General features: G+C 66.0%; 28 protein-coding genes, 3 tRNA genes and 1 pseudogene. 13 read left to right on the top strand and 19 right to left on the bottom strand.

Annotated features, from left to right (window positions below; genetic code table 11):
• Positions 1–53: 53 nt before the first annotated feature.
• The 5 genes and pseudogenes from wzm to AC5Y5O_RS10285 form a co-directional block, all read right to left on the bottom strand.
• Positions 54–884, bottom strand: a complete 831-nt coding sequence (gene wzm, locus AC5Y5O_RS10305; protein ID WP_500024952.1) for a galactan export ABC transporter permease subunit Wzm/RfbD — start codon at positions 882–884, stop codon at positions 54–56.
• Positions 885–1060: 176 nt separating this feature from the next.
• Positions 1061–1966 (bottom strand): annotated as a pseudogene (gene glfT1, locus AC5Y5O_RS10300) (galactofuranosyltransferase GlfT1); the annotation flags it as partial.
• A complete protein-coding gene (gene wzt / locus AC5Y5O_RS10295; RefSeq protein WP_096290572.1) occupies positions 1959–2807 on the bottom strand; it encodes a galactan export ABC transporter ATP-binding subunit Wzt/RfbE in 849 nt (282 codons plus the stop codon). The gene wzt and the pseudogene glfT1, both read right to left, overlap by 8 nt.
• Positions 2808–2819: 12 nt before the next feature.
• Entirely contained in the window at positions 2820–3365 is a 546-nt protein-coding gene (locus tag AC5Y5O_RS10290; protein WP_096290571.1) for a bacterial proteasome activator family protein, read from the bottom strand.
• Positions 3366–3377: 12 nt separating this feature from the next.
• Positions 3378–5351, bottom strand: coding sequence for a DUF6541 family protein (locus tag AC5Y5O_RS10285; protein WP_500024949.1), 1974 nt, complete (start codon positions 5349–5351; stop codon positions 3378–3380).
• A gap of 117 nt (positions 5352–5468) precedes the next feature.
• Between AC5Y5O_RS10285 and AC5Y5O_RS10280 the strand changes: the two genes are divergently transcribed.
• Positions 5469–6665: a cysteine desulfurase-like protein gene (locus AC5Y5O_RS10280; protein WP_096290569.1), complete on the top strand. Its 1197-nt coding sequence runs from the start codon at positions 5469–5471 to the stop codon at positions 6663–6665.
• A 97-nt stretch (positions 6666–6762) separates the two neighbouring features.
• Here AC5Y5O_RS10280 and AC5Y5O_RS10275 read toward each other — a convergent pair whose 3' ends face one another.
• Positions 6763–7731 (bottom strand): NAD(P)H-quinone oxidoreductase, encoded by a 969-nt coding sequence (locus AC5Y5O_RS10275; protein ID WP_096290568.1) that lies wholly within the window; start codon positions 7729–7731, stop codon positions 6763–6765.
• A 36-nt stretch (positions 7732–7767) separates the two neighbouring features.
• Between AC5Y5O_RS10275 and AC5Y5O_RS10270 the strand changes: the two genes are divergently transcribed.
• Positions 7768–7854: transfer RNA gene (locus AC5Y5O_RS10270), tRNA-Ser, on the top strand.
• Between the two features lie 6 nt (positions 7855–7860).
• Here the strand turns inward: AC5Y5O_RS10270 and AC5Y5O_RS10265 are convergent.
• The 4 genes from AC5Y5O_RS10265 to AC5Y5O_RS10250 all read right to left on the bottom strand — a co-directional run bounded on the left by AC5Y5O_RS10265 (position 7861) and on the right by AC5Y5O_RS10250 (position 11292).
• Positions 7861–8910 (bottom strand): baeRF2 domain-containing protein, encoded by a 1050-nt coding sequence (locus tag AC5Y5O_RS10265; RefSeq protein WP_096290565.1) that lies wholly within the window; start codon positions 8908–8910, stop codon positions 7861–7863.
• Between the two features lie 70 nt (positions 8911–8980).
• The gene (locus AC5Y5O_RS10260; protein WP_096290564.1) at positions 8981–9169 is read right to left on the bottom strand and encodes a hypothetical protein; all 189 of its coding nucleotides are present in this window, start codon (positions 9167–9169) and stop codon (positions 8981–8983) included.
• A gap of 28 nt (positions 9170–9197) precedes the next feature.
• Positions 9198–10433, bottom strand: coding sequence for a lipase LipE (gene lipE, locus AC5Y5O_RS10255; RefSeq protein WP_096291442.1), 1236 nt, complete (start codon positions 10431–10433; stop codon positions 9198–9200).
• Between the two features lie 34 nt (positions 10434–10467).
• A complete protein-coding gene (locus AC5Y5O_RS10250) occupies positions 10468–11292 on the bottom strand; it encodes a crotonase/enoyl-CoA hydratase family protein (RefSeq protein WP_500024946.1) in 825 nt (274 codons plus the stop codon).
• Between the two features lie 23 nt (positions 11293–11315).
• Here AC5Y5O_RS10250 and AC5Y5O_RS10245 point away from each other — a divergent pair, with 23 nt between their 5' ends.
• A complete protein-coding gene (locus AC5Y5O_RS10245) occupies positions 11316–11900 on the top strand; it encodes a TIGR03086 family metal-binding protein (RefSeq protein ID WP_207768616.1) in 585 nt (194 codons plus the stop codon).
• Here AC5Y5O_RS10245 and AC5Y5O_RS10240 read toward each other — a convergent pair whose 3' ends face one another.
• The 3 genes from AC5Y5O_RS10240 to AC5Y5O_RS10230 form a co-directional block, all read right to left on the bottom strand.
• On the bottom strand, positions 11901–12803 hold the full coding sequence (locus tag AC5Y5O_RS10240; protein ID WP_096290561.1) for a LysR family transcriptional regulator: 903 nt from the start codon (positions 12801–12803) through the stop codon (positions 11901–11903).
• Positions 12804–12967: 164 nt separating this feature from the next.
• Positions 12968–13426, bottom strand: coding sequence for a DUF4334 domain-containing protein (locus AC5Y5O_RS10235; protein ID WP_096290560.1), 459 nt, complete (start codon positions 13424–13426; stop codon positions 12968–12970).
• A complete protein-coding gene (locus tag AC5Y5O_RS10230) occupies positions 13423–14496 on the bottom strand; it encodes an aromatic amino acid aminotransferase (protein WP_096290559.1) in 1074 nt (357 codons plus the stop codon). The genes AC5Y5O_RS10235 and AC5Y5O_RS10230 overlap by 4 nt, the downstream gene beginning before the upstream one ends.
• Before the next feature lie 89 nt (positions 14497–14585).
• On the opposite strand from AC5Y5O_RS10230, the gene AC5Y5O_RS10225 reads away from it, so the two are divergent.
• Together AC5Y5O_RS10225 and AC5Y5O_RS10220 are read left to right on the top strand one after the other, a co-directional pair.
• Positions 14586–14674, top strand: a tRNA-Ser gene (locus AC5Y5O_RS10225).
• 34 nt (positions 14675–14708) lie between these two features.
• Positions 14709–14781 (top strand) — tRNA-Arg (locus AC5Y5O_RS10220).
• A gap of 86 nt (positions 14782–14867) precedes the next feature.
• Here AC5Y5O_RS10220 and AC5Y5O_RS10215 read toward each other — a convergent pair.
• From AC5Y5O_RS10215 to AC5Y5O_RS10200, 4 genes are all read right to left on the bottom strand, one after another.
• A complete protein-coding gene (locus AC5Y5O_RS10215; protein ID WP_500024939.1) occupies positions 14868–15296 on the bottom strand; it encodes a hypothetical protein in 429 nt (142 codons plus the stop codon).
• 140 nt (positions 15297–15436) lie between these two features.
• Complete coding sequence (locus AC5Y5O_RS10210) at positions 15437–15655, bottom strand: hypothetical protein (protein WP_096290557.1); 219 nt, start codon at positions 15653–15655, stop codon at positions 15437–15439.
• Positions 15656–15676: 21 nt separating this feature from the next.
• Positions 15677–16192, bottom strand: coding sequence for a hypothetical protein (locus AC5Y5O_RS10205; RefSeq protein WP_500024937.1), 516 nt, complete (start codon positions 16190–16192; stop codon positions 15677–15679).
• 11 nt (positions 16193–16203) lie between these two features.
• Positions 16204–17199 carry a phosphotransferase family protein gene (locus AC5Y5O_RS10200; RefSeq protein WP_243394236.1) on the bottom strand — a complete coding sequence of 332 codons (996 nt, stop codon included), beginning with the start codon at positions 17197–17199 and terminating at the stop codon, positions 16204–16206.
• Between the two features lie 185 nt (positions 17200–17384).
• On the opposite strand from AC5Y5O_RS10200, the gene AC5Y5O_RS10195 reads away from it, so the two are divergent.
• A complete protein-coding gene (locus AC5Y5O_RS10195; RefSeq protein WP_096291441.1) occupies positions 17385–18326 on the top strand; it encodes a class I SAM-dependent methyltransferase in 942 nt (313 codons plus the stop codon).
• On the opposite strand, the gene AC5Y5O_RS10190 is transcribed toward AC5Y5O_RS10195, so the two are convergent.
• Positions 18316–19266 (bottom strand): quinone oxidoreductase family protein, encoded by a 951-nt coding sequence (locus tag AC5Y5O_RS10190; RefSeq protein ID WP_096290554.1) that lies wholly within the window; start codon positions 19264–19266, stop codon positions 18316–18318. The genes AC5Y5O_RS10195 and AC5Y5O_RS10190 overlap by 11 nt on opposite strands.
• Positions 19267–19357: 91 nt before the next feature.
• Between AC5Y5O_RS10190 and AC5Y5O_RS10185 the strand changes: the two genes are divergently transcribed.
• The 6 genes from AC5Y5O_RS10185 (at position 19358) to AC5Y5O_RS10160 (ending at position 23010) form a co-directional block, all read left to right on the top strand.
• Positions 19358–19768, top strand: coding sequence for a MarR family winged helix-turn-helix transcriptional regulator (locus AC5Y5O_RS10185; RefSeq protein ID WP_500024934.1), 411 nt, complete (start codon positions 19358–19360; stop codon positions 19766–19768).
• Between the two features lie 9 nt (positions 19769–19777).
• Positions 19778–20188, top strand: a complete 411-nt coding sequence (locus AC5Y5O_RS10180) for an MmcQ/YjbR family DNA-binding protein (protein WP_096290552.1) — start codon at positions 19778–19780, stop codon at positions 20186–20188.
• Between the two features lie 107 nt (positions 20189–20295).
• Positions 20296–20532, top strand: coding sequence for a hypothetical protein (locus AC5Y5O_RS10175; protein ID WP_096290551.1), 237 nt, complete (start codon positions 20296–20298; stop codon positions 20530–20532).
• Positions 20533–20542: 10 nt separating this feature from the next.
• Entirely contained in the window at positions 20543–20698 is a 156-nt protein-coding gene (locus tag AC5Y5O_RS10170; protein ID WP_096290550.1) for a DUF6131 family protein, read from the top strand.
• 112 nt (positions 20699–20810) lie between these two features.
• Complete coding sequence (gene tcrX / locus AC5Y5O_RS10165; protein ID WP_500025124.1) at positions 20811–21515, top strand: two-component system response regulator TcrX; 705 nt, start codon at positions 20811–20813, stop codon at positions 21513–21515.
• Positions 21493–23010: a sensor histidine kinase gene (locus AC5Y5O_RS10160; protein WP_096290548.1), complete on the top strand. Its 1518-nt coding sequence runs from the start codon at positions 21493–21495 to the stop codon at positions 23008–23010. The genes tcrX and AC5Y5O_RS10160 overlap by 23 nt, the downstream gene beginning before the upstream one ends.
• Here the strand turns inward: AC5Y5O_RS10160 and AC5Y5O_RS10155 are convergent.
• Positions 23003–23479 (bottom strand): lipoprotein LpqH, encoded by a 477-nt coding sequence (locus AC5Y5O_RS10155; protein ID WP_096290547.1) that lies wholly within the window; start codon positions 23477–23479, stop codon positions 23003–23005. The two genes, AC5Y5O_RS10160 and AC5Y5O_RS10155, sit on opposite strands and share 8 nt — an antisense overlap.
• A 170-nt stretch (positions 23480–23649) precedes the next feature.
• Here AC5Y5O_RS10155 and AC5Y5O_RS10150 point away from each other — a divergent pair, with 170 nt between their 5' ends.
• Positions 23650–25530: an alkyl/aryl-sulfatase gene (locus tag AC5Y5O_RS10150; protein WP_165796512.1), complete on the top strand. Its 1881-nt coding sequence runs from the start codon at positions 23650–23652 to the stop codon at positions 25528–25530.
• Positions 25531–25662: the final 132 nt, after the last annotated feature.

Raw genomic sequence — 25662 nt, 5'->3', positions numbered from 1 at the left:
CGCCGATGTGTGGAGCCACTTCGAATTCACGCCGCCCAGAGCACGGCCCGCGGCTAGACCCAGTACGGCACCCGGGCGCGGTATTGCCGCATCGCGAACGCCGCCAGCAGCCAGCCGACGACGGTCAGGGCCAGCACCACCGCCCAGTGCCGCATCTCCTGGTGGGCGCCCAGCAACGGCGCCCGCACGATGTCGAGATAGTGCAGCAGCGGGTTGAGTTCGACGATCTTGGCCCAGCTGCCCGCACCCTGCTGGCGCAAGGTGTCGTCGTTCCAGATGATCGGCGTCATGAAGAACAGCAACTGCACGATCGAGAACAGCAGCGGACCGATGTCGCGGTAGCGGGTCGCCAGAATGCCGAAGCACAGCGAAACCCAGATGCAATTGAGCACGATGAGCGCCAGCGCCGGAATCACGGACAGGTCGGCCCACGACCACGGCTTGGGATAGATCATCGCGACGACGACGTAGATGACGATGTTGTGGCCGAACAGGATCATCTGTCGCCACACCAACCGGTAGACGTGCACGCTCAACGGCGTCGGCAACTGCTTGATCAGACCCTCGTTGGCGACGAACACGTCGGCGCCTTCCAGGATGGCGGCATTGATCAGGTTCCAAATGATCAGGCCCAGCGTCACATACGGCAGATGCTTGGCCAGTTCGAGGTGGAACAGCTTCGAATACAGCCCGCCCATCGCGACGGCCGTCGTCCCGGTGGCGATCGTGATCCAGAACGGGCCCAGCACCGAGCGGCGGTAACGCTGCTTGATGTCCTGCCAGCCCAGGTGCAGCCACAGCTCACGACGGCGAAACCCGTCGACCAGATCGTTGCGGGCCCGGGTGAAGGTCCGTGACTGTGCGGCGGCGTCGATGAATGTCACGGGGTTCCTCCAGGTCCGGATGGTGGCGACCCGGTTCGCCCGGCTGCGCCGCGCTCCCGATCGCCACTGGGTTCCGATGGTGGCGACCCGGTTCGCCCGGCTGCGCCGCGCTCCCGATCGCCACTGGGTTCCGATGGTGGCGACCCGGTTCGCCCGGCTGCGCCGCGCTCCCGATCGCCACTGGGCTTACCGAATTGCTCACGACGTCCCAAGCGGCGCAACCGAATCCACTCCAGCAGGCCCTTGGGATCGCGCCGCGATATCAGGAAGAACCAGCCGAACCGAACCCACTCCTGGACCAGCAGCTTGCGCAGACCCGGTTGGGACAGCAGATAGCCGCGGTTGCGGTAGGTGTAGAACCGCTTGGTCGCGTTGTCGGGATACTGCGTGTGCATCCGGCCGCCCAGGATCGGCCGGAATTCGTCGGATCCACAGGGGTGCAGGTAGGTCGCGTCCAGACTGGTCCCGAACGGCAGGCCCGAGCGCACCAGCCGGCGATGCAACTCCACCTCGTCGCCCCGGATGAACAGCCGCATGTCCGGGACGCCGACGGCGTCCAGGGTGGACGCCCGGAACAACGCGCCGTTGAACAGCGACGCGATCCCGGGCAGCAGGTCCTGTCCCGTTTCAGTGCGCAATTCGCTTGCGCGCCTGCGCCATACCAGGCCGCGCCGCAACGGGAAGGCCAGCCGCTCGGGATCGTCGGAGTTGCATACCATCGGCGACACCTCGGCCAGCCCGTGCTTATCGGCGCAGGCCAGCAGCGTGGCCAGCACCTGCGAGTCCTGGGGACGTCCGTCGTCGTCGGCCAGCCACACCCAATCGGCGCCCTGCGCCAGCGCGTGCAGCATGCCCAGCGCGAAACCGCCTGCGCCGCCTAGGTTTCGGCGTGACGCGAGGTAAGTGGTCGGGATCGGCTGGGCAGCAACGAGATCACGGATCCGGCTATCCGCGCCGCCGTCGTTGTCGACGACGATCAGGTGGTCGGGCAGCCGGGATTGCGTGCTGAGCATGCCCAGCGACTTGGCGAGTTCCTGCGCGCGCCGGTGCGTGACCACGACGGCGACGATGGATTCACTCATCCCCGGAAGCGCTTTGCGCCAACGGCTTTTCCGCCTGGATCTGCAGCCGGGTCTCTTCCAGCACCTCGCGGACGTGCCGGGCGGCGTCCTCGCCCTCGTAAGCGCGCACCACGTCTTCGATGCCGCCGGTTTGGCGGATAACACCGTGGTCGATCCACATCGCGGTCTTGCACAGCCTGGCCAGGAATTCGTTGGAATGGCTTGCGAAAACCAGGATTCCGGAGCGTTCCACCAGGCCCTGCAATCGCGACTGCGCCTTCTTCAGGAAATCGGCGTCGACGGCGCCGATGCCCTCGTCGAGCAGCAGGATCTCGGGGTCAATACTGGTGACCACGCCCATCGCCAGCCGGACCCGCATCCCGGTGGAATACGTGCGCAGCGGCATCGACAGATAATCACCGAGCTCGGTGAACTCGGCGATCTCGTCGACCTTGGCCAGCATCTGCTTTCGGGTCTGCCCCAGAAACAGTCCGCGGATGATGATGTTCTCGTAGCCGGAGATCTCCGGGTCCATCCCGACGCCGAGGTCGAACACCGGCGCGACCCGACCGGTGACTCTCGCCCAGCCCCGGGTGGGTTCATAGATACCCGAAAGTAGGCGCAGCAGAGTCGATTTGCCAGCTCCGTTATGGCCGACCAGGCCGACGCGGTCGCCTAGCTCGAGTGACATGGTGATATCGCGCAACGCTTCGACCACGACGACGTTGGAGGTGTTGCGACCGATCGCGCCGCCGGCCTTGCCGAGGAAGGCCTTCTTCAGCGATCGCGACTTCGCGTCGAAGATAGGGAATTCCACCCACGCGTTACTGGTCTCGATATGCGGACCGCGAGGACCTGACACTGACGCCTGCTCTTATAGGTACTGCCCGGTGCCCGAGCCCGGACCGTGGCGCCCGATGCCCGGGGGCAGTGCTCCCTGGCGCATCTGCTCGAGCTGCGCGCGGGCGGCCATCTGCTGGGCGAACAGAGCGGTCTGGATCCCGTGGAACAGGCCCTCGAGCCAGCCGACCAGCTGGGCCTGCGCGATGCGCAGCTCGGCGTCCGACGGCTCGGCGTCGTCGGCGAACGGCAGGGTGAGGCGATCGAGTTCCTCGCGAAGCTCCGGCGCGAGCCCGTCCTCCAGCTCCCGGATGCTGGTGGCATGGATGTCGCGCAACCGCTTGCGGCTGGCCTCGTCGAGCGGAGCCGCCCGTACCTCTTCCAGTAGTTGCTTGATCATCGTGCCGATGCGCATCACCTTGGCGGGCTGCTCGACAAGGTCAGTCAGGGAACGCTCGTCGGAGTCGTCGTCATCGCCACCGGCATCGCGAAGCGCCATGATTCGCGGATCGACACCGCCGATGATCTCGACGCCGTCGGCGTCTGGGCCGTCGTTGCCGTTAGTCAATCCGGTCACCATCCTCTGGTAGGTCTAGGGGCGGGGCGGTGTGGCATTTCCGCGCCATTCGTAAATTCTGGCCCCGCCGTTGTCGTAGATCAGCGCCCACGACTTCGATTTTTCCAGCGACACTAGTCCGTCGGGGACGGCGAACCCGCGAACCGTCGGTTGACTGGTGTAGATGTAGCGGATATTCAGCGCCTTGATCGCCTCGACGACCTTCGGATCGGAGTCGCCACGGTTGGCGTAAGCCCAGATGACGTAGCGCTGCGGTCCCGGCCCGGTCTGCTGCGGGAAGTCGTAATGGGTCCACAGCGGGTGTAAATCGGCCACCGCGTACATCCACGCGGTGCCATCGGTGTTCGCATTGGCGATCAGGGTGTTGTGCGCGCCGGGCAGCTTGGACAAGTACGCCATCGCCATCAGGTCGCGCTGGTCGATCATCACCGAGTCGTATTTGTCGCCGAACAGCACCAGGTGCCGGTAGAAGTAGTGCCGCGCGCTGAACACGGTCGTCAGCACCAGCAGGACCGCGGCGGTCGACACCCAGAACGGTGTGGGCAACTGCTTGAACCGGTCGGTGATTCGTTTGGCGATCGCGACCGTCAGCGCGACCGCGCCGAACAACGCGATGGCAGCCATCGGCGTCACCAGCATCGTCACCACCGAGGTGAGGCGGCGCGGATCGTTGTAGAAGAACTGGCTGAACTCCTCGATCACGGCGCCGGCCGCGTTGTGAAACGGGGCCCCCGAATAGACGGTCGCCACCGTCAGCACCACCCAGACCGCCGCCGGCCACCAGATCCGCTTGTACAGCAGATACGCCATGCCGAGATACATCAGCACGACCAGGCCGTACTGGATCGGAAAATCGTTGAGGTGGCGGGTGTGCAGCAGCAGCGCATCGATGACCCCCTGCTTGGCGCTCTTGAAGCTGGGGAAGGCATGCCCGGCGATGATATCGGCCTGTTTGAGCACCCCGATGAACTGCGGCGCCAGAATCACCCCGGTCGGTACCGCCACCGTGGCCAGGATTGCGGCGTCGGCGAGCCGTCCGCGCACCGGACGCCACAGCACGTCCAGCAGCCACCAGCCCAGCAGGAACAGGATGACGATGAATCCGCCGGTCAGGTGTACCGACAGCACACCGACCAGCGCCAGCACCGCCATCGGGATGCGATCGCGATGCCGCAGTGTCGAGGTGATCAGCAGGAATGTCGGGATTGCGACGCCGTATGCCGCCAGGTTGGGCATTGCGGCCACGCCGAACTCGACGTAGGGCACCGAGGTGAACGACGCCGACAGTGCGGCCGCGGTGGCCGAGATCGCGGCCGTGCGGCCCGGCATCATCGTCGGGCGCAACAGATGCCAGGTCAGCATTGCCGCGCTGGTCGGAAACAGCCAGATCGAGGCCGCGATCGAGTTCAGGGTGTAGCCGGTGGTCGGGGCCGCTCCAGTGAGCTGGCAGAACACCGCGGTCAGGGCATGGAACACCGAGGGGTAGTACAACGCCTGGTGGGTCTCGACGTTGCGCAGCTCGCCCATATGGGTGGACGAGGCCTGGCCGGTGTCGAGTATGTAGCGCACTTCGTTCGCATGCCACACCGCATCCCAGGTGCTGGGGACGGTCTGCCAGTGAGCGGCCAGCCCGCGGTAGACCGCCCACATGATCAGCAGCGTGCCCAGCGCCACCCCGGCTCCGACCACCATGGCCGGCCACCCGGCGATGCCCCTGGCCTCGGCGGCGGTGTCGCGGTAGCGGGCCAGGAGCAACTGCAAACCCGTCGCCGCCACACACACGACCGCCAGCGCTGCGAACGCAGTCCAACCGTTCCAAGGGATTCCGAGCGCGCCGTAAGGGATGATCGCCAGCGCGACGACACCGTAGGTCAGCGCCGGGCCAACCGCGACCGCGATCGGCCACGTTAGCTGGGCGATACGCGCAACGATTGCCCCCGGGGCGATCAGCAAAAACAGTGCGATCAGCGTTCCGATCCAGAGCCCCACTGGACTAGTATGGCTGGCCGGGTGACCTGGCTCGGGCAGCCACCGGCTGGCTCTAACGCCTGTGGCACCCGCTATCGTCACAATTTCGCTCTAGCGCGGAAGCTCTAAGGTGGCTGCATGGCTTACGACGTCGCCCGGGTGCGCGGACTGCATCCGTCACTGGGTGACGGATGGGTGCACTTCGATGCGCCCACCGGGATGCTGATCCCTGATTCCGTTGCGACCACCGTCTCCACCGCCTTCCGCCGCTCCAGTGCCACCAGCGTGGGAGCGCACCCGTCGGCGCAGCGCAGCGCCGCCGTGCTGGAAGCGGCGCGCGCGGCCGTGGCGGATCTGTTCAACGCCGACCCGGCGGGCATCGTGCTGGGCGCCGATCGCGCGATCCTGCTGTCCTCGCTGGCCGAGGCGTCTTCCTCGCGGGCGGGTCTGGGCTACGAGGTGGTCGTCAGCCGACTGGACGACGAGGCGAACATCGCCCCGTGGCTGCGTGCGGCGCACCGCTACGGCGCCAAGGTGAAATGGGCCGAGGTCGACATCGAGACGGGTGAGCTGCCGACGTGGCAGTGGGAGAGCCTGATTGGGAAGTCGACGCGACTGGTCGCGGTCACCTCGGCGTCGGGAACGCTGGGCACGGTCACCGATCTGCGGGCGATGACCAAGCTGGTGCACGACGTCGGCGGGTTGGTGATCGTCGACCACTCCGCGGCCGCGCCGTACCGGCTGCTCGACGTCAAAGAGACCGAGGTCGACGTGGTGGCGGTCAACGCGACGGCCTGGGGCGGCCCGCCGGTCGGCGCGATCGTGTTCCGGGATCCGGCGATGATCAACTCGTTCAGCTCCGTCTCCACCGATCCCAACGCCGCGGGCCCGGCTCGCCTCGAGGTGGGCGCACATCAGTTCGGACTGTTAGCCGGCGTGGTCGCCAGCATCGAATACCTTGCGGCACTGGACGAATCGGCCCGCGGCAGCCGACGCGAGCGGCTGTCGGTGTCGATGCAATCCGCCACCGCCTACCTCAACCGGATCTTCGACTACCTGATGGTCTCGCTGCGGTCGTTGCCGTTGATGATGCTGATCGGTCGCCCGGAGGTGCGGATCCCGCTCGTCAGCTTCGCATTACAGGGCGTGCCCGCCGAACGGGTCGTACAGCGCTTGGCGGACAACGGAATTCTGGCCGTCTCCAACGAGAGCTCGCGTGTGCTGGATGCGCTGGGCGCCAACGAAGTTGGCGGCGCCGTGACGGTCGGGCTGGCGCACTACTCGACGATGGCCGAGGTCGATCAGCTGGTCCGCGCGCTCGCGTCGCTGGGTTAACGCGGGGACGCGCCGCGTGTGCCGCCGGCTGTTGCGTCGAGTGTGCATCCAGGTCGACCTAGCTGCACACTGGCCGCCCTGAGCGCACACTCGACAGCTAAACGGTCAGCACGATCTTCCCGTGCACGTCGCCCGATACCAGCTTCTGGTGGGCGTCGCCGGCCTGCTGAATCGGCATGCGAGCGCCGATGATCGGCCGGACCCGGCCGTCGGCGATCATCGGCCACACCGACTCGGTCACGGCCGCGACGATCTCACCCTTGCTGTTCGGGCCGCTCACCGGCCGGCCCCGCAGCGTGGTGCCGATGACGCGCAACCGCTTGGGCAACAGCTTGCCGATGTTGAGCTCACCCTTGAGCCCGCCCTGCATGCCGATGATGACCAGCTGCCCGTCGGTGGCCAGCGCGTCGAGATTGCGGTCCAGGTAGGAGGCACCCATGATGTCGAAGATCACATCGGCGCCGCCGCATTCCTGCAGCCGCGCGACGAAGTCGTCGTCGCGGTAGTTGACGGTGATCTCGGCGCCCAGCTCGCGACAGGTATCCAGTTTGGCCGCCGAACCGGCGGTGACCGCCACCCGGGCGCCCAGCGCCCGCGCGACCTGAATCGCGTGGGTGCCGATACCGCTGGCGCCACCATGCATCAGCAGCAGCTGGCCCTCGTGCAGGTGCGCGGTGAGCACCAGGTTCGACCACACCGTGCAGGCCACCTCGGGCAGGCCCGCGGCATCCTCGAGCGTGACGCCGTCTGGAATCGGCAGCACCTGCGCCGCGGGAACCGCGACGTACTCGGCATAGCCACCGCCTGCTAACAGCGCGCAAACCTCTTGTCCGACAGACCATTCCGTCACGCCGGAACCCAATTCTGCGATGACGCCGGATACCTCCATGCCGATGATCTCGCTGGCTCCCGGCGGCGGCGGATACTTGCCGGCGGCCTGCAGCACGTCGGCGCGGTTGACTCCGGCCGCGGTGACCTTGATCAGCACCTCACCGGGCCCGGCCGAGACATCGGGGACCTCTTGCCAGACGAGGTGGTCGGGAGATTCGGCGACGATGGCGCGCATGCGGGCCACGGTACTAGCCCCGTTACCCTTGTCAGCGGTGGCGTGGCAGAGCGGCCTAATGCACTCGCCTTGAAAGCGAGAGACGGCTAAAACCGTCCGGGGGTTCAAATCCCTCCGCCACCGCAGTGTTCAGCGCCGCGGCCGATCGGGCGTCGGCGCGCAGCGAAGAATCGCGCCGACGCCGTCGGCCGGGGAGATTCGCTCGTCGGTGCGCACCACCGACGCGCCCGCCGAAATCGCCAACAGCGGCAGTGCCTCGTCGGCCCGTACCGTCTTGGCGGTCGCGGCGCTTTGCCGCGGCAGGCCGGCGGCGGTGGCAGCGACCGTTGTCATGCTTTCGTCGGCGACCACCGTGGCGTCGTCGATGTCCCCGATGATCAGGGTGTCGACCAAGCCCTGGCTCAGGGCCGTGCAGACCGCACCGAGTCCCTCGGTGGCCAGCCCGGATTGGCGGCCCATTTCGTCGGTGAAGCGCGCCGCGGTGGTGTCCATCGTGCCCTGCCGTTGCCACAGCAGGGTGGTGTCGATGGCCCGCTGAATCTCCTCGAAGTCATAGCCACCGCGCCGGTCCGCGATCGGCAGCGTGGTCATCCGCTTGCGGATCGGTTCCGGCAGCGCCGCCAGCAGATTCGAACGCGATTCCTGATCGCCGACCAGGAACAGCTCGCCAAACGACGTGTCGTGAACGAGTTCGCCGATTCGGTTCGCGACCGTGGGCAGTCGCTGACCCGGCAGCGCGCCGGAGTCGACGGCTTCGGAGAACCGCGTTGCATCGACGTGGCTGGTGATGAACGCGCCGGTTCGGTCGGCCACCACCAGCAGGTAATCCGAATGCACGACACCGAACTCGAGAATGGGGACGATGTAGGGCAATTCGGAAACTCGGACGATCGGCCCGGAAGTTGGCCGCAGGAGGTGTTCGTTGAGGACGACCCCGCCCGCGGTGGCCACCACCGCGCGCCCGCCGCGGCCGATTGGCAGCCGCAGTTCCATCACGGCGTGTTCGATTGCCGCGGTGATCGATTCGTCCGCGCCTTGCTGCTCGAGCTCCCTGCGCAGCGCGAGCCACGTCAGTTCGAGCTGCGGACTGGGGTCGTCGTCGTCATCCGAATCTTCGAAGTAGACCGACGCGAATGGCCCGGGCGCGCCCAGCAGCTCGCGAAACCGGTCCGAATCCATGCATCATTGTCGCTCGAAAGGCTTGGACGTAAAGGCCATTCTCCCGGCGGGCGGACCCGCAAGACACGGTTTAGCTGCCGCCACCCTCGGTGTCGTCGAAAAACGACCACTCGCCGTCGTGCTCGACTTCCATGCGCCAGCCCAGTTCGGTGTTGTCGGCCTTGCTGTCGACGAACCAGGCGTGCGCGTCCTCGGCGCCGGCGATGTCCTTGGTCGCGACGACCTCTCCTTGCGGGTTGAGCACTCGATAGTTGGCCATTAGTGCAGTGTTCCCACTGCCGGCGTGCTCAATCGGCCGGAATCTGCGCGGCGATGGTGTTCATCAGTGTCGAGTAGCGGCGCAGTTCCGGATCGCGACCGGGTTTGCCGCTGCTGATCAGACCGGCTGCCAGGTGGCGCTGAGGGTCGGCCCAGATTGCGATGTTGCTCAAGCCCAGGCTGCCGAACGCTTCCGGCGCATTGCGCCCGAACGGACCCCACCGGTTGGTGCCGAGAATGAAGCCGGTACCCCAGCGCGCCGGCATCAGGCCGACCGCGAAATCCGGTCGTAGCCGCCGTGATTCGGTGACCGCGCCCCGCAACGTTTCCGCCTGCAATACCCGCACACCATCGAGTTCTCCATAGCGGCGCCAGATTTCGGCGAACCGCGACATCTCATTGGCGGTCGAGACGGTATTGGACGACGGGATCACGGTGGTCAAGAAGAAGGGCTGGTTCGTCACCGGGATCATTTCGTGCACCGTGCCGCCGATGGCCTTCCGGAATATCTGCGCGATCACCGGCGGTAGCGGCCGTCCGGTGGCATGGCTCGGGGCGACCAGATCGAGGTCTTGTTTGGCGACGCCGAAGTTGGTCCACCGAAACCCAAGTGGGTCAAGAATTTCGGCGGCCAGGATTTCGCGGATGTCCTTGCCGGCGGCCGTGTAGACGATCTCGCGGATCAATGGGCCCCAGGTCAGCGCGTGATACAGGTGGATCAACCCCGGCCGATACAGCGGCCGCAGATTGCTCAGCATCTCCTGCACGTACTCGTGATCGTCGGTCCGTCTGAGGTCCGGCAGCGGCCCGGTCGGAAACGGTAGGCCGGCGCTGTGCGTCAGCACGTGCCGGATCGTGATGCGGTCCTTGCCGTGGCTGGTGAAAGTGGGCATGTACTCGCACACCCGGTCGTCAAGGGAAAAGACGCCTCGCTCGACCAGTTGGTGCACCACGGTCGCGGCGACGGCCTTGGCCGCCGAGTACACGCAGAACGGCGTGTCCGTCGTGACGGGGACCTTCTCGGCGTCCGGGGTGTCGGTCGGCGCATTGCCCCAGCCGTGCCCGATGGCGCGGTTGAGCACGACGCGACCACGGTGCCGGATGCACAGCTGGATCGCCGGGTGCATGCCCGCCTGATACCAGTGGCGGGCGGCCTGCCAGATTCGTTCGACGGCGGCGCTATCGATCTCCGAGTGGTCCTCGTCGCCGAGCGCGGTGACCGAGTCCAGGTCGGCCGGGACACGGATCTTGCCGTCTGCAGTCATCGTTGCCACTCCCGCGAGGGTACGTGGCGCCCGGCTACTCCCCGGTGAACTGTGGCGGACGCTTGGCGAACGTCGCCTGGATGCCCTCGGTGAGGTCTTTGGACGGCAGGAAGGCTGAATTCCAGGCGGCGACATAGCGCAGGCTTTCCGACACCGCCGCGGTGCGTTGCTGGTCGAGCACGTCCTTGACGCCGTAGACGGCCAGCGGCGGGTTGGCGGCGATTTCGGCAGCAGTGGCGTGGGCGGCGGCCAGCGCGGCCTCGGCATCGGCGTAGACATCGTTGACGAGGCCGATCTTTTCGGCGCGGGCCGCGTCGATGTCCTTGCCGGTGAGCGCCAGCTCGCGCAGATGGCCGTCGTTGAGGATCAGCGGCAGCCGGGCCAGGCTGCCGACGTCGGCGACGATCGCGAGTTTGACTTCACGCACCGAGAACTTGGCGTCGGCGCTGGCATAGCGGATGTCCACCGCCGAGATCAGGTCGACGCCCCCGCCGATGCACCAGCCGTGCACCGAGGCGATGGTCGGGGTGCGGCAGTCGGCGATCGCGGTGATCGCACCCTGCATGCGCCGTAGCTCGGTGTGAAAATCCGTGCGGGGGCGGGCCAGCGCCCCTTCGGCCAGCAACGGCGCGAACGTGCCGCCCATGGCGGGCAGGTCCAGGCCGTAGCTGAAGTTCTTGCCCGATCCGCTGATGACGATGGCGCGCACGTCTCGGTCGGCGTCCAGCGTCCCGAACACGTCCGGCATCTCCGCCCAGAAGGCGGGCCCCATCGCGTTGCCCTTACCGGGTCCGATCAGCGTCACCTGCGCGACGTGATCTTTGATCTCGATGGTGACGGATTCGTAGGTATCGCCCATATCGAGACCGTAGCGTGGGAATTATGTCTCGTGATTTGCGACCCGGCCCCCGTTCCCGGCCCACGGACGAACTGCACAGCGCCGAGGACACGTTAGGGATCTTGCAGCGCGTGCTGCATCCCATCGCCACCGACGATTTGTCCAAGCAGACACCGTGCACCGAATACGACGTGAACCAGCTGACCGAACATCTGCTGAAATCGATCGCCGGCATCGGGGGGATGGTCGGCGCGCAAATTCCGGAGCGCGAACCCAGCGATTCGGTGGAACGACAGATCATCGTCGCGGCCCGCCCGGCGTTGGACGCGTGGCACCGACATGGCCTGGTCGGCACGGTGCCGTTCGGTAAGAGCGAGATGCCGGCTAAGTCCGCGTGCGGCATCTTCTCGATCGAATTCCTAGTCCACGCTTGGGATTACGCTGTCGCGCTGGGCCACGAACTCGATGCCCCTCAACCATTGACCGAATATGTGCTGGACCTGGCGCACCAGACGATCAGGCCGGAATTTCGTGGCGCGGCCGGGTTCGACGACCCGGTCGACGTGCCCGCCGATGCCGGGGCTTTGGAGAAGCTGGTCGCGTTCACCGGGCGCGACCCGGCCAGTTAGTCATGCGGTCGGTTCGGACGCGGTGCGGACCCTCTCTCGCAGCCAGCTGTGGGACGGGTCTTGATCGAAGCGCGGGTGCCACACCGCGTAGAACTCGAGCTCGATCAACTCGCGAGGCGCCGCGAGGATTCGGGTGTGCGCGGGGTCGGCGTTCTTACGGGCGACCCGCTCCGGAAGGGTCAACACGAGGTCAGTGCCCGGCAAGATGCTCGGCGCCAGCGCGAAGTAGGGCACGCTGACCGCCACGCGACGCGTGACCCCGAGCGGCTCGAGCGCCCGATCGATCCAGGGCTGACCGATGTCGATGGTCAAGTGCGGCCACCGCAGATACGTTGACAGCGAAACCGATGCCTGGTCGGCCAGCGGGTGCTCGGCGGCGACGATGCAGACGAAGCGATCACTGAAAAGGTATTGGCTGCAATATCTTTCGGGTGCCACCCGGCCATAGACCGCCAGATCTATCGTCCCCGCGTCGAGCTTGTCGAATGCGCGCTCGTCCAGAACTTCGCAACTCACCGCCGAATTGGGCGATTCGGCCAGCACCGTCCGCACCAGCGCGGGTCCGAACGTGGCGACGGTGTAGTCGCTGACGGCGAGGCGAAACGATTGTGCGGCCGTGGCCGGGTCGAACGTCTCCGTGGCAAAAAGTTGCTCCAAATGTGTTACAGCCGTGCTGAGTTGATCGCGAAGACGTTCGGCGCGCGGGGTCAGCGAGTAGCCGTCCGGCCCACGCACCAGCAGCTCGTCGCCGAAGTGGCGGCGCAGCCGCTGCAGGGCGCGGCTCATTGCCGGCTGGCTCAGCCGGACCCGCTCGGCCGCCCGCGAGACGTGTTGCTCCTCCAGCAGGGCCACCAATGGCGGCAGCAGATTCAGATCAACCTGATCGATATGCGTAGTGCGCATGAGTGTCATGCTAACTATTTATCTCGCAAATAGCAGCACTTCTCAGCTTCGTTCTTGCTGTCCTGACCCGGCCCGGCGAGTGTGCCCAGGGCGGAGAATCGCCGCGAAGTCCTGCCCAGGGCGCGCCGTCGAAATCCTAGGCGCACACTCAAAAGCCAAGGGGGCTATATGCGTTCGAGGTAGAAGTAATAGTGACGGCCGTTGTCCAGCACGCCCTTGCCGTTCATGATGCCCATCACGGCCTGGTCGTCGATCTTCTTGAAGTGGTCGTGCACGGGAGCCCCGTCGTAGACCATCGTGGCGGTGACCTCGCCGCGGAAGCCTTCCAGCCACAGGCTGGCCTCGCCGTTCATCCGCTCCACGTTGGAGTACTTGTTGCCATCGTCGTCCAAACACACCAGCGGCTGGCAGTCCGAGATCGACTTGAAGTTCTTGCCGAACCAGCGGAGCTTTTCGAGCATGCCGTTCGCACGGTGTCCGGTCGGAAAGTCCCCGCCCTTCCATTCGCCGATCATCTCGTCGATCGTCGCGGGCTCCAGCGTCGCCCAGAAATCGTCGAGCTCGGCGTCGGTGACGTCGGCCCGGTCTTTCAATTCGTTGAAGTTCTTGCGGGCCAAACTCATTCGTCAACCTCCGGGTGTCTGATCCAATTGCGGGCAAACGCTAGCAGTGCATCGTTCTCCTTGGGCGCACCGATCGAAACGCGGACTCCGTCGTCGGCGTACTGGCGAACCACGATGCCCGCGTCGGCCGCGCGCGTGACGAAGTCCCGGGTGCGCGGGCCCAAGGGCAACCAGACGAAATTCGCCTGGGACGGCGGCAGGGTGAATCCGGCGTCCCGCAGCCCGGCGCTCACCCGAATCCGGTCGGCGACCAAAGCGTCCGTGCGGGCCAACAATTCGTCGGCGGCATCCAGCGACGCGATCGCGGCCGCCTGCGAGACGTTCGTGACCGAGAACGGCACGAACACCTGGTCCAACGCCGTGATCAGGTCGGGGTGGCCGACCGCATAGCCGACCCGCAGGCCGGCCAGTCCGTAGGCCTTCGAAAAGGTACGCAGCACAACGACATTACGGCGTGCGCGGACCAGGCCCAGACTGTCGGGCAGCATGCCGTCGCGGATGTATTCGACGTAGGCCTCGTCGATCGCGATCACGATGTGCGACGGAACCGCCTCGGCGAAGCGGATCAGCGCGTCGGGATCGACGACGGTCGAGGTCGGGTTGTTGGGATTGCAGACGAAGATCAGCCGGGTGTGTTCGGTGATCGCGGCCAGCATCGCGTCGAGGTCGAACGTGTGGTCGGTCAGCGCCACCTTGACAGTGGCCGCGCCGGCGACCTGAACCAGCGGCGGGTAGAGCTCGAAGCTGCGCCAGCCGAAGATCACCTCGTCGCCGGCCGAGGCGGTGATCTGCACCAGCTGCTGGCACAGGCTGACCGAACCGGCGCCGACAGCGATGTGCTCGGGATCGAAACCAGGACCGACATGCTTGGCCAGCGCCGCTTTGAGTTGGACGCAGCCGTTGTCCGGATAGCGGTTGACGACGTCGGTCGCTTGCTCGATGGCGGCGCGGACACTGGGCAGCGGGCCGAACACCGTCTCGTTGCTGGCCAGTTTCATCGAACCCGGCACGGTCTTACCAGGAACGTAAACTGGCAGCCCGGCCAGCTCAGGCCGTAGGCGGGCAGTCACTTCGACAGCATATGTCGCCGCTGTGTACGCTATGCCTCCGGCGGTTCAGGGACGCCCGCGTCGAGTCGGGTACCCTCATGAAGTCCAAGGGAGGCGTGCCAGAGCGGCCGAATGGGGCTCACTGCTAATGAGTTGTCCCCCTTAAAGGGGACCGGAGGTTCAAATCCTCTCGCCTCCGCTGACGTCCTTTCGGGGACACAACTGAAGTACCGGCGCCCGTAGCTCAACGGATAGAGCATCTGACTACGGATCAGAAGGTTAGGGGTTCGAATCCCTTCGGGCGCGCGCATCGTTCGAGCCTGTAGTTTTGCAGGCCTTTACTCGTACTTTCCCTGCAGATCTACCGGCTCGCGGACACGCACCGCGCTTGATTACCTCGGCGAGTCCGAAAGTTTCTCCGCCGATTTCTTGGTGAGGTTGACGACCTCGGACTCGGCCAACCGATCGCCGGTGTCGGGGTCGCGCGCTTCCAGCTTCCACTCGCCGGCGGTGATGCCGGCGCCGTCCAGCCACCCCCGGCACGCTTGCGTCAACTCCATCGGGCTGTCCAGTTCGCGGTTGGTATACGGGTCGTGGTCGTACTCCACCCAGCCGCCGGCCTCGCGGCGCATCAGCGCATGCGTCACCAGCAGGTGTGTACGGCACCGCGCGGCGCGGTCATGGACACTGCCCGGTGTGGTGGGGAAGTACGCACTACAGACCTGGCAGGTTCTCATCACGTGGCCGGGCTCGTCGTCCGCCGCGATCGGCGTGAACGCCAGCGCGTCCGCCGGGTATCCGGGGTCGTCTTCCGTGCTCATCAGCCGCTCCTCGAGCCGTGGCTTCGGGATTTCGACGATAACCCTTGTCGCGCACGGCCGAGACCGCCGGCTACCGCGGTAAGCCGTTGTTCGGCAAGACGTCACAGAGTGGCTAGAAAGCCCCGGGAAACCGCGTGTTCCTACGCGTCGCCGTCGTCGGACTCGCTTGCCCCAGACTGTTCGGGCATCGGCCCCACCGTCGCGATCATCGGGATTCTCAGCGTCTTACCGCCGGCGATCGGCAGGTGCACCGCGAAGAACACGATCTTGAGCTCCACGCTGACCTGCCGCATGGGCTGGGCGTAGAGGTCAAAGCGCATGTCCCGCAGCCGCGCCAGGCCGCGTTCGAGCCGACTCATGGCCTCGACCCTACCGGCCCGCTACGGACGCGGATCGAACGGACGACGCGTCGGCACCGTGACGGTCTGGGTGACCGTGCTGGTCTCCGTGCTTGGTGACAGCGTGACCGTGCTCGTCGGCGGAACGGTCGTCGTCGGGACGGTCGTCGTCGGGGTGTCGGTGCTCGGCGGTGGCGCCGTCTCGGTCACGGTCTGGGTCGGCGGGGGCGCGCCGCCGCCTCCGGGTGGGTGGTGCCGCGTGGGCTCCGCGGCGGTGGTCGTCACGGTCGTCGCGGGCGACGGCGTGGGCGTCGTCGTGGTGGTCGGACTCGGCGCCGGCGAACCGCTCACCAGCGTCACGATCGCGTAGGCCACCAGGCCCAGCACGATCACGCCCAGTGCGCCCGCAGCGACCAACGCCGGCGGGCGCCGGTACCAGGGTGTCGGGGGCTGCGGCTCGGGGTCATACCCGCCCTGGTCATAACCGCCGCCGTACCGCGCGGCCTGCGTCGGCTCGTATTCGGAGTAGTAGTTGGGTTCCTCGGGATAGGGAGGCACGTCCAAAGATGCTAGCCGCTGCCGATCTGGGTCAGCGCGCGTTCGAACAGGTGCACCGTGGCCGCATGCAGTTGATCACCGACTTCCTTCTCGGCCTTACCGGCACACGCCCGGGCCAGCGTGCCCTCGATGACGATGCCCAGCTTGAAACAGGCCAGCACGGTGTACCAGGTGATGTGCGACAGGTCGCGGGTGGTGTTGGCGGCGTAACGCTGGAACAGCTCGTCAGTGCTGGCCAACCCGTCCTGACCGCCCAGCGCGTGGCTGAACACGCTGGTTCCGTCGTCTTGCCGCCAAGTGGCCAGCAGCCAGCCCAGATCCAGCAGCGGGTCACCGATCGTGCACATCTCCCAGTCGACGATCGCGACCACGTCCGGCCCGGTAGGGGAGAACATCACGTTGGCCGCGTGATAGTCACCGTGCATGATCCCGGGCTTCCAGGTCGCAGGTCGGTGCCGTTCCAGCCACGACGACACTTCCTCGATCCCGGGGATATCCGGACCGGGGTAGCCGTCGTACTCGCGATAGGAGTCCAGCTCCGAAAGCCAGCGCGGCACCTGACGTTCCAGGAAGCCCTCCGGCTTGCCGAAATCGGCCAAGCCCGCCGCGACGTGGTCGATGGCGCCCAGCTTCGCGAGCGAGTCGGCCATCGACAGCCCCATGCCGTGCCGCACACCGGCATCGCCGGCATGCAGCGGCGGCAGTCCCTCGCCGGCGTTGAACCCGTCGACCGGGTCCATCAAGTAGAAAACGGCATTGCCCAGCACGCCGGTGTCCTCGCACGCCGCGATCAGATGCGGATGCGGCACGTCGGAACCGGCAAGCGCGGCAAGGACTTTGGTTTCCCGCAGGATCACGCTGTTGCTGCGCGGACGCAGGTGTCGTGGCCCACGCCGCAACACATAGGGTCGCCCGGACCTGGTGAACCGCAGCATTACGTTCTGTGTTCCGCCGGTGACGGGCGAAACCTCCTGCAGCGGTCCGTCGCCCAGCCCCTGCTGGGACATCCATTCCGCGACCGCGTTCAAGTCCACGTGCTCCACGTCGCAGAACCTACTCCGCGGCCGCGGCACCCCTAAGCTGTGGACCCTCTGTGAAGACAGCGCATGTCACCGTCTGCGAGTGCCAAGGTGCATCGGCGACTGGAAGAATAGTGAACGCAACCGACTATCAGGGTGAAAGAGGGCTGGCGATGCCACGTACCGACAACGATTCTTGGGACATCACTCAGAGTGTGGGTGCCACGGCACTCGGCGTGGCGGCGGCCCGCGCGGCCGAGACCGAGAGTGAGAACCCGCTGATCAACGATCCGTTCGCCCGTGTCTTCGTGAACGCCGCGGGAGAGGGGATGTGGAGCGTCTACGCGAATTCGGACGTGCGGGCCAAGCTGCTCGAGATCGAACCGGACGTGCAGAACCGGCTGAAGCTGATGGTCGACTTCATGGCAACCCGGACCGCGTTTTTCGACGAGTTCTTCCTGGGCGCCGCCGACTCCGGCGTCCGGCAGGTGGTGATCCTGGCGTCCGGCCTGGATGCCCGCAGCTGGCGGCTGCCTTGGCCGGAGGGCACCGTGGTCTACGAGTTGGACCAGCCCAAGGTCCTGGAGTTCAAGGGCGCGACGCTGCGTGAGCACGGTGCGCACCCGACCGCTGAGCTGGTCAACATCGCCATCGACCTGCGCCAGGATTGGCCGAAGGCCCTGCAGGAGGCGGGCTTTGACGCATCGAAGCCGAGCGCCTGGTCCGCCGAAGGGTTGGTGCGGTACCTACCCGCGCAGGCCCAGGACCTGTTGTTCGAGCGCATCGTCTCGCTGAGCGCGCCCGGCAGCTGGCTGGCTTCCAACGTTCCGGGGGAGGGCTTCTCCGATCCCGAGAAGGTGCGGCGGCAGCGGGAGGACATGCACCGCATCCGCGCCACGGCTGCCAAGCTGATCGACGCGGAGATAACGGATTTCGACGAACTGTGGTATCCGGAGAAGCGCACGGCCGTCGACAGCTGGCTGCGCGATCGGGGCTGGGACGTAGTGTCGTTGAACTTCCCGGAGCTGATGGGTCGCTACCACCGCAGCATTCCGCCGGGGTCCGAGGACTCGATGCCGCCCACCCAGTTCATCTCCGCACGACTCACGGCGTGATCACGATCCGCTGATCGGCGTCGGTGTCGTTCCATGCGGCTTCGACATCGGCAAGCGGCACCGCACGAGTGTCGAGTTCGAAAGCACCCCTGCCGATTTCGGCGGTGATCTCGGGCAACTCGGTCAGGATGTCGCGGGTCGGTACCGAGCCCTGTCCGCTGCCGACGATCTGCAGCCGCACGGCGCGCAGTGCCGCAGCGAAGATTTCGGCCGACGGTCCGGTCACCGAGCCGATCTCGATCCAGCTGAGCGGCCTGCCGCGATCGGATCGGTGGGTGGCGATGCCGGCCATCACCCGCGCCGTGATCGGGCCCCACAGGTAATCGATCACGACGTCGACGTCACGTGCGGCGTACGCGAGATCGTCCATCTCCGAAGCATTGTCGATCTGTACGACGGCGTCGGCGCCCAGCTTTGCCAGTGTTGCGAGCCGCCGCGCGTCGCGGCCGGCCCCGGTCACGTGCCCGGCGCCGAGCTGCTTGGCGACCTGCACGGCCATCCGGCCCGAGCTTCCGGTGGCACCGAGGATCAGCACGGATTGACCGGGCTCGAAGACGATGCGCCGGTGCAGGGCCAGCCACGACGACATGACGGGGTTCACCGCGGCGGCCACCAGGATGGGGTCGGTGCCGTCCGGAAGAACAATGCTGCGGCGCTGGTCGATGACGGTCTGCTCGGCCATCGCGCCCATCGTGGTGTCCGGTAGCACGAAGTAACGCAGCGTGCCGTCGGGCGCGCGGCCGACTCCGTCGGTGCCGGGGACCAGGGGCAACTCCCCAGTGCTGGTGTAGTGCGAGCCGTCGGCCTGAGACCGCACCCGCGGATGCAGGCCGGCGGCGATCACGTCGACGACGATGTCCTCGGGGTGTTGTGTTGTGGGACGGGGGAATTCGCGATAGGTGGGAGGCTTGTCGAAGGCGGTGACGACGGCCGCGTGCATGGCGATTCCCTTCCTGGGCTTCGAGATTTAGTTGGTAACACGAACCATATTAGATGGCAGTACGAACTTATTTCAAGGTATGCTCGACGCTGTGGAGACCGATGACGACCTCAGGGACAACCTCGTGCAGGTGTCATTCGCAGTGATCGCGGTACTCAACCGCGTTGCCGCCGAACACGACCTGTCGCTGACTCAGCTACGGGTACTGGGGATACTGCGTGATCGCGAACCCGTGATGGCCGAACTTGCGACGTATCTCGGCTTGGAGCGCTCGACCGTCAGCGGGCTCATCGACCGCGCGGCCCAGCGCGGGCTGGTGCGCAAGGCCACCGATGCCGTCGACGGTCGCTCGGTACGGGTCAGCCTCACCGCCGAGGCGCGGCGGCTCGAGGTGCGCATCATCGCGCAGATCGGTGAGCTGCTGGCACCCATGACCGGCGGGCTCAACGTCGCCGACCGGAAGCGGCTCACTGCGCTATTGGCGAAAGTGCTTGAGCGTTAAGGTCGCGCTATGCCCGATCGAGCCGCTCGAGTAAGCGACGTGCATCGGATCGCCGCGTCGATGCCGCACGTGAAACGGCTGGAGGGGCCCAAGGGCAACGCGATCTATCAGGTCGGCGGCAAGTCGTTCGTGTTCTTCCGGACTCCGCAGCCCGACGCGACCGACCCGGACACGGGGCAGCGCTACGACGATGTGATCATGCTCTGGGTGGACTCGGAGAGCGACAAGCTGGCGTTGATCCAGGACCCCGGGTCGCCGTTCTTCACCACTGACCACTTCGACGGGCATCCGTCGGTGCTGGTGCGGGGCGGTCGGCTGCCGGAAATCACCACAGCGGAACTGACCGAACTGATTCAGGACGCGTGGCTGTCCAGGGCTTCCCACAAGCGCGCCGCGGACTGGCTGGCCGCCCACTCGTAGCGCTGCTCGAGCGGGCCGATATGTTAGCCACGGCGAGGTTTAGACATGAGTCCAATGGGTATCGCTAGGCGACGGGAAATTCTTTCTCGAACACAACGGAGGTCACGATGCGTGGTCGCGGAATAATCGGCGCGATCGTCCTGGTGTGGCTGCTCATAGGGGTATTCGCCGCATGGCAACGCGGGTACTTCGAAACAAGCCAAACGAATTGTGTCACCGCGGGAAACATCGCGCTGACAGTGGTCGCAGGGCCGTTGAACTATGGGGGTGTGAACCCCAAGGTCAAGGATTGCCATGTGCCGCAACCCAGTTCAATGCCCAGCAGTCTAGTGTCGCTCACGTAAAGGAAATGCCATGGTCGTCTTAGGTGTCGTGCTACTCATTCTCGGATATCTGTTCGCTATTCCTTTGCTGTGGACGATCGGCATTGTCCTGATCGTCATCGGCGCGGTGCTGTGGATCCTCGGGTCGGTCGGCCGCCCGGTCGGCGGCAGGCGGTATTGGTACTAGGTCCTGCCTGCAGTTTCACAGGGCACACAAAGGAACGTCATAGCGTCGGCCCAGTCCGACGCGGATACTGGAACCTGTGACGCAGTCTCGAGCCTCCGTGGAGCGCGTTGTCATGTGCCGCGCGGACGGCAATCCGATCAACGTGCTGGTCGTGGACGACGAATCCGTTCTGGCCGAAATGGTGTCGATGGCGCTGCGGTATGAGGGCTGGAACATCGCGACCGCCGGGGACGGATCCTCGGCGATCGCGTCCGCTCGTGCCCAGCGGCCGGATGTCGTCGTACTCGACGTGATGCTGCCCGACATGAGCGGGCTCGACGTCTTGCACAAATTGCGCGAAGAGAATCCACAGCTGCCGGTGCTGCTGCTGACGGCAAAGGACGCGGTGGAAGATCGCATCGCCGGACTGACCGCGGGCGGCGACGACTACGTCACCAAGCCGTTCAGCATCGAAGAGGTGGTGCTGCGGCTGCGAGCGTTGTTGCGGCGCACCGGCGTCACGACGATCGACAGCGGTGCGCAGCTCGTGGTCGGCGACCTGGTGTTGGACGAGGACAGCCACGAGGTGGCTCGTGCCGGCGAGCCGGTTTCGTTGACCTCCACCGAGTTTGAGCTGTTGCGCTTCATGATGCGCAACTCCAAGCGAGTGCTGAGCAAGGCCCAGATCCTGGATCGAGTGTGGAGTTACGACTTCGGCGGTCGTTCCAACATCGTCGAGCTCTATATCTCGTACTTACGCAAGAAGATCGACAACGGTCGCGAGCCGATGATCCACACGCTGCGCGGCGCGGGTTATGTCCTCAAGCCCGCCGGCTAGGGCGCGGCGAGTCTGGTCGCTTCGGCTACGGCTGCTGGTTGGCCAAGTCATCGTGCTGGCTCTGGTCTGTGTCGGGATCACCGCGGCGACCGAACTGTCGCTGAACCACCACTTGATGCGACAGCTCGACGGCCAGCTGGGCGGCACCTCGCATCGCTCGGCGCTGATGTACCCAGAGCCGAATCGTCCGGGTTGGCGTCACGACCACGGCTTCAACCCGCGGCCCGGTCCCGGGCCGCGGTTCCTCGACGCACCCGGACAGCCGGCAGGGATGGTCGCCGCGGTGGTCAGCGACGGCAAGACGGTCGACGCCGGCTACCTGACCAGCATCGGTTCGCGGGCCGCGCTGACCGATAGGGCCCAGGAGCAACTGGCGGCGATCGCCGGCAGCCGCAAGCCGGTGACGCTGGATCTCGACGGCCTCGGGCGGTACCGCGTCGTGGCCGCCCCGAGCCGGCGCGGTGGCGACTTGATCGTCACCGGGCTGTCGATGGAAGACGTCGACGCCACGCTGATCCAGATGCTGGCCATCTTCGGGATCGTCACCGTAATCGCATTGGCCGCAGCGACGATTGCCGGGATGGTGATCATCAGGCGAGCCCTGGCACCGCTGCGGCGCGTCGCGCAAACCGCGCGCAGGGTTTCAAATCTGCCGCTGGACCGGGGTGAGGTCGAACTGCCGGTGCGCGTTCCCGAATCCGACACCAACCCCTCCACCGAGGTGGGCCAACTGGGGTCGGCGCTGAACCGGATGCTGGACCACATCGCGGCCGCGCTGTCGGCCCGGCAGGCCAGCGAGACGAGGGTGCGGCAGTTCGTCGCCGACGCGAGCCACGAACTACGCACCCCGCTGGCCGCGATCCGCGGCTACACCGAACTCACCCAACGGATGGGCGACGATCGCGAGGCGGTGGCCCACGCGATGAGCCGCGTCGCGTCGGAGACCGAGCGGATAACGCGGCTCGTCGAGGACTTGCTGCTATTGGCCCGACTGGACTCGGGCCGGCCGCTGGAACGCGAGCCGGTTGACTTGTCGCGGGTGGCGGTCGACGCGGTCAGTGACGCACACGTGGCGGGACCGGATCACCAGTGGGAACTCGACCTGCCCGAGGAGCCGGTGGTTGTCATCGGCGATGCGGCACGGCTGCACCAGGTGTTGACGAATCTGCTTGCGAACGCGCGTATTCACACCGGCGGGGGGACCGTCGTCACGACGCGATTGAGCACCGAGCCGACGCACAGCGTGCTGCAGGTGATCGACAATGGCCCCGGCATACCCGCGGCATTGCAGTCGGAGGTGTTCGAGCGGTTTGCTCGCGGTGATACCTCACGCTCCCGCAAGGGCGGCAGCACCGGGCTGGGGCTGGCGATCGTCTCCGCCGTCGTCAAGGCGCACAACGGCACGATCACCGTCGACAGTGCGCCGGGTCGTACGGAGTTCACGGTGCGGTTGCCACTCAACGGGTGGCAACCGCCCGCGGCCTCAGTTAGCTAGTGCAGGTTACGTCGATCTCGAAGGGCTTGTTCACCGGCTGCGTCGGGTTTGCCATGTCGACGCCAGTGGCTGTTCCGGTGATCTTGTAGCTGTTGCCGCTCTTGGTGGCCGAGGCATTGCCCCCGCCGCCGGCCGCGGCGTACGCGAGCGTCACGCCGTTGACATTGCCCAACCCAACGGAGGTCACCTGGGGCGGGTCGGCGTCGGTCAGCACCGCGGCGATGCCGGTCGCGGCGCCACCGATCGCGATGTTGACGTTGCCGCCAACTTTGGAGCACACGACCGAGCCGCTGACGTTCTGGTCCTTGCCGTCGATGATCACCTTGGTGCCACCACCGCCGCCGGAACTGGCGGACGTGCTTGCACTCGACGAAGAACCACTCGAACTCTTCTTGTCGCTCGAACAGCCGGAAATGCCGGCGACCAGAATCGCTGCTCCGGCTACCGCGACCGTCAGTTCACGCTTCACCTGTTCTCCTTTGCCCGATCGTTGCGGACCTCGACATTGAGGGCCGTCAACGCAGTATGCGGGTTAACTGGATCGAAGGTCCAGAGCCTCCAGAAAGTGATTCTGTATCCCTTAGTCACTTGACAAGACGCGTATTAGCGCTGCGGCTGAGGGCGCCGTAATGGCAAGGTATTGCCGTGGACCACAAACCCCCCACCGCGGTCATCGAGTCGGCGCATGGTGAACATGTTTTGCCCTGGGATGACACAACGGATTTCGACAACGCCGATCGTGGATTTATCGCCTCCCTGTCTCCCTGCGTCATCAAAGCGGCCGACGGACGGGTGGTGTGGGACAACGATGTCTACGCCTTCCTCGACGGTCCCGCGCCAACCTCGGTGCACCCCAGCCTGTGGCGCCAATCGGGGCTGAACGCGAAACAAGGCCTGTACGAGGTGGTCCCGGGCATCTATCAGGTGCGCGGTTTCGACATCTCCAACATCACTTTCATCGAGGGCGACACCGGGATCATCGTCATCGATCCGCTGGTCTCCACCGAGGTGGCCGCCGCCGCGCTGGAGCTCTACCGCGCCCACCGCGGCGCCGAGCGCCCCGTCGTCGCGGTGATCTACACCCACAGTCACGTCGACCATTTCGGCGGCGTGCTGGGCGTGACCTCGCAGGCGGAGGTGGATACCGGGGCGGTGGCCGTGCTGGCCCCCGAGGGGTTCACCGCGCATGCCGTGCAGGAGAACGTCTACGCGGGTCCGGCCATGCTGCGGCGCGCGACCTATATGTATGGAAGTCTGCTGCAGCGCGGACCCCAGGAGCAGGTGGGCTGTGGGCTCGGCCAGATTCCGTCGGCGGGTGAGGTCGCGATCATCGTGCCCACCATCGACATCCGGGAGACCGGCGAGACGCACACCATCGACGGCGTGGAGATCGAGTTCCAGATGGCGCCGGGCACCGAGGCTCCGGCCGAGATGCATTTCTATTTCCCACGTTTCCGCGCGTTGTGCATGGCCGAGAACGCCACCCACAATTTGCATAATCTGCTGACCTTGCGCGGAGCACTGGTCCGCGACCCGCACGCCTGGGCGGGATATCTGACCGAGGCCATCGATGCCTTCGGCGGTCGCGCCGACGTGGTGTTCGCCTCGCACCATTGGCCGACCTGGGGACAGGAAAACATCGTCACGTTCTTGTCGCTGCAGCGCGACCTCTACGCCTACCTGCACGACCAGACGTTGCGCCTGCTCAACCAGGGCTACACCGGAGTCGAGATCGCCGAAATGTTCCAGATGCCACCGGCTTTGGATCAGGTGTGGCACACCCGCGGCTACTACGGATCGGTAAGCCACAACGTCAAGGCGGTCTACCAGCGCTACATGGGCTGGTTCGACGGCAACCCGGGACGGCTCTGGCCGCATCCTCCCGAGGCCCTCGCGCCCCGCTACGTCGACGCGATGGGTGGGATCAATCGTGTCGTCGAGTTGGCCCAAACGGCGTTCGACGCCGGCGATTTCCGTTGGGCCGCAACGTTGCTCGACCATGCGGTGTTCACCGACAGTGAGCACACCGCGGCTCGCACGCTCTACGCCGACACCCTGGAACAACTGGGGTACGGCGCCGAGAACGCGACGTGGCGCAACTTCTTCATGAGCGGGGCAACCGAACTGCGCCAGGGCAACCTCGGGACCGCGGGCCAGGTCACGTCGTCGACGATGCTCTCCCAACTGACGCCGGAGCAGATCTTCGACGGCCTCGCGATTCGCGTCAACGGGCCCCGCAGCTGGGATCTCGATATCACCATCGACATCTCTTTCGCCGACCTGGCCACCAATTATCGGCTCGCCCTGCACAACGGCGTACTCGTCTATCGCAACATCGCGGCCGACCCCGCAACGGCCACCGTTACAGTCAAGCTGCACAACAAGTTTCGCTTGCTGAAGACGGCCATGGGCGATTTCACGTCGCCGGGCCTGGACATCTCCGGCGACCAGAACGCGCTGCAGGCGTTTCTCGACATCCTCGACGAGCCGAACCCGAAGTTCAACATCGTCACACCGTAACCGTCACATCCGCCTCTTGCGCCCCGCCGGGAGGTGGACCACATTATTTGCCCGCCTCTGAGCGACAGTCGTGTGCGCGACCAAAGCTGCCGGACGTGTTGTCGCTCAGAGGCGGGCAAAAGAGCAATTGCC

The sequence above is a fragment of the Mycobacterium sp. NGS40 genome, assembly GCF_059812735.1.
The sequence above is the reverse complement of the archived record's forward strand: the minus strand, read 5'-3'. Positions and strand labels throughout refer to the sequence as shown.

Excerpts from the sequence above, each read along its gene's own strand:
- AC5Y5O_RS10290 (WP_096290571.1), bottom strand. The coding sequence starts at position 3,365 with ATGGTGACCGGATTGACTAACGGCAACGACGGCCCAGACGCCGACGGC.
- AC5Y5O_RS10280 (WP_096290569.1), top strand. The coding sequence starts at position 5,469 with ATGGCTTACGACGTCGCCCGGGTGCGCGGACTGCATCCGTCACTGGGT.
- AC5Y5O_RS10275 (WP_096290568.1), bottom strand. The coding sequence starts at position 7,731 with ATGCGCGCCATCGTCGCCGAATCTCCCGACCACCTCGTCTGGCAAGAG.
- AC5Y5O_RS10265 (WP_096290565.1), bottom strand. The coding sequence starts at position 8,910 with ATGGATTCGGACCGGTTTCGCGAGCTGCTGGGCGCGCCCGGGCCATTC.
- AC5Y5O_RS10260 (WP_096290564.1), bottom strand. The coding sequence starts at position 9,169 with ATGGCCAACTATCGAGTGCTCAACCCGCAAGGAGAGGTCGTCGCGACC.
- lipE (WP_096291442.1), bottom strand. The coding sequence starts at position 10,433 with ATGACTGCAGACGGCAAGATCCGTGTCCCGGCCGACCTGGACTCGGTC.
- AC5Y5O_RS10250 (WP_500024946.1), bottom strand. The coding sequence starts at position 11,292 with ATGGGCGATACCTACGAATCCGTCACCATCGAGATCAAAGATCACGTC.
- AC5Y5O_RS10245 (WP_207768616.1), top strand. The coding sequence starts at position 11,316 with ATGTCTCGTGATTTGCGACCCGGCCCCCGTTCCCGGCCCACGGACGAA.
- AC5Y5O_RS10240 (WP_096290561.1), bottom strand. The coding sequence starts at position 12,803 with ATGCGCACTACGCATATCGATCAGGTTGATCTGAATCTGCTGCCGCCA.
- AC5Y5O_RS10235 (WP_096290560.1), bottom strand. The coding sequence starts at position 13,426 with ATGAGTTTGGCCCGCAAGAACTTCAACGAATTGAAAGACCGGGCCGAC.
- AC5Y5O_RS10215 (WP_500024939.1), bottom strand. The coding sequence starts at position 15,296 with ATGAGCACGGAAGACGACCCCGGATACCCGGCGGACGCGCTGGCGTTC.
- AC5Y5O_RS10210 (WP_096290557.1), bottom strand. The coding sequence starts at position 15,655 with ATGAGTCGGCTCGAACGCGGCCTGGCGCGGCTGCGGGACATGCGCTTT.
- AC5Y5O_RS10200 (WP_243394236.1), bottom strand. The coding sequence starts at position 17,199 with ATGTCCCAGCAGGGGCTGGGCGACGGACCGCTGCAGGAGGTTTCGCCC.
- AC5Y5O_RS10195 (WP_096291441.1), top strand. The coding sequence starts at position 17,385 with ATGCCACGTACCGACAACGATTCTTGGGACATCACTCAGAGTGTGGGT.
- AC5Y5O_RS10190 (WP_096290554.1), bottom strand. The coding sequence starts at position 19,266 with ATGCACGCGGCCGTCGTCACCGCCTTCGACAAGCCTCCCACCTATCGC.
- AC5Y5O_RS10180 (WP_096290552.1), top strand. The coding sequence starts at position 19,778 with ATGCCCGATCGAGCCGCTCGAGTAAGCGACGTGCATCGGATCGCCGCG.
- AC5Y5O_RS10175 (WP_096290551.1), top strand. The coding sequence starts at position 20,296 with ATGCGTGGTCGCGGAATAATCGGCGCGATCGTCCTGGTGTGGCTGCTC.
- AC5Y5O_RS10170 (WP_096290550.1), top strand. The coding sequence starts at position 20,543 with ATGGTCGTCTTAGGTGTCGTGCTACTCATTCTCGGATATCTGTTCGCT.
- tcrX (WP_500025124.1), top strand. The coding sequence starts at position 20,811 with ATGTGCCGCGCGGACGGCAATCCGATCAACGTGCTGGTCGTGGACGAC.
- AC5Y5O_RS10160 (WP_096290548.1), top strand. The coding sequence starts at position 21,493 with ATGTCCTCAAGCCCGCCGGCTAGGGCGCGGCGAGTCTGGTCGCTTCGG.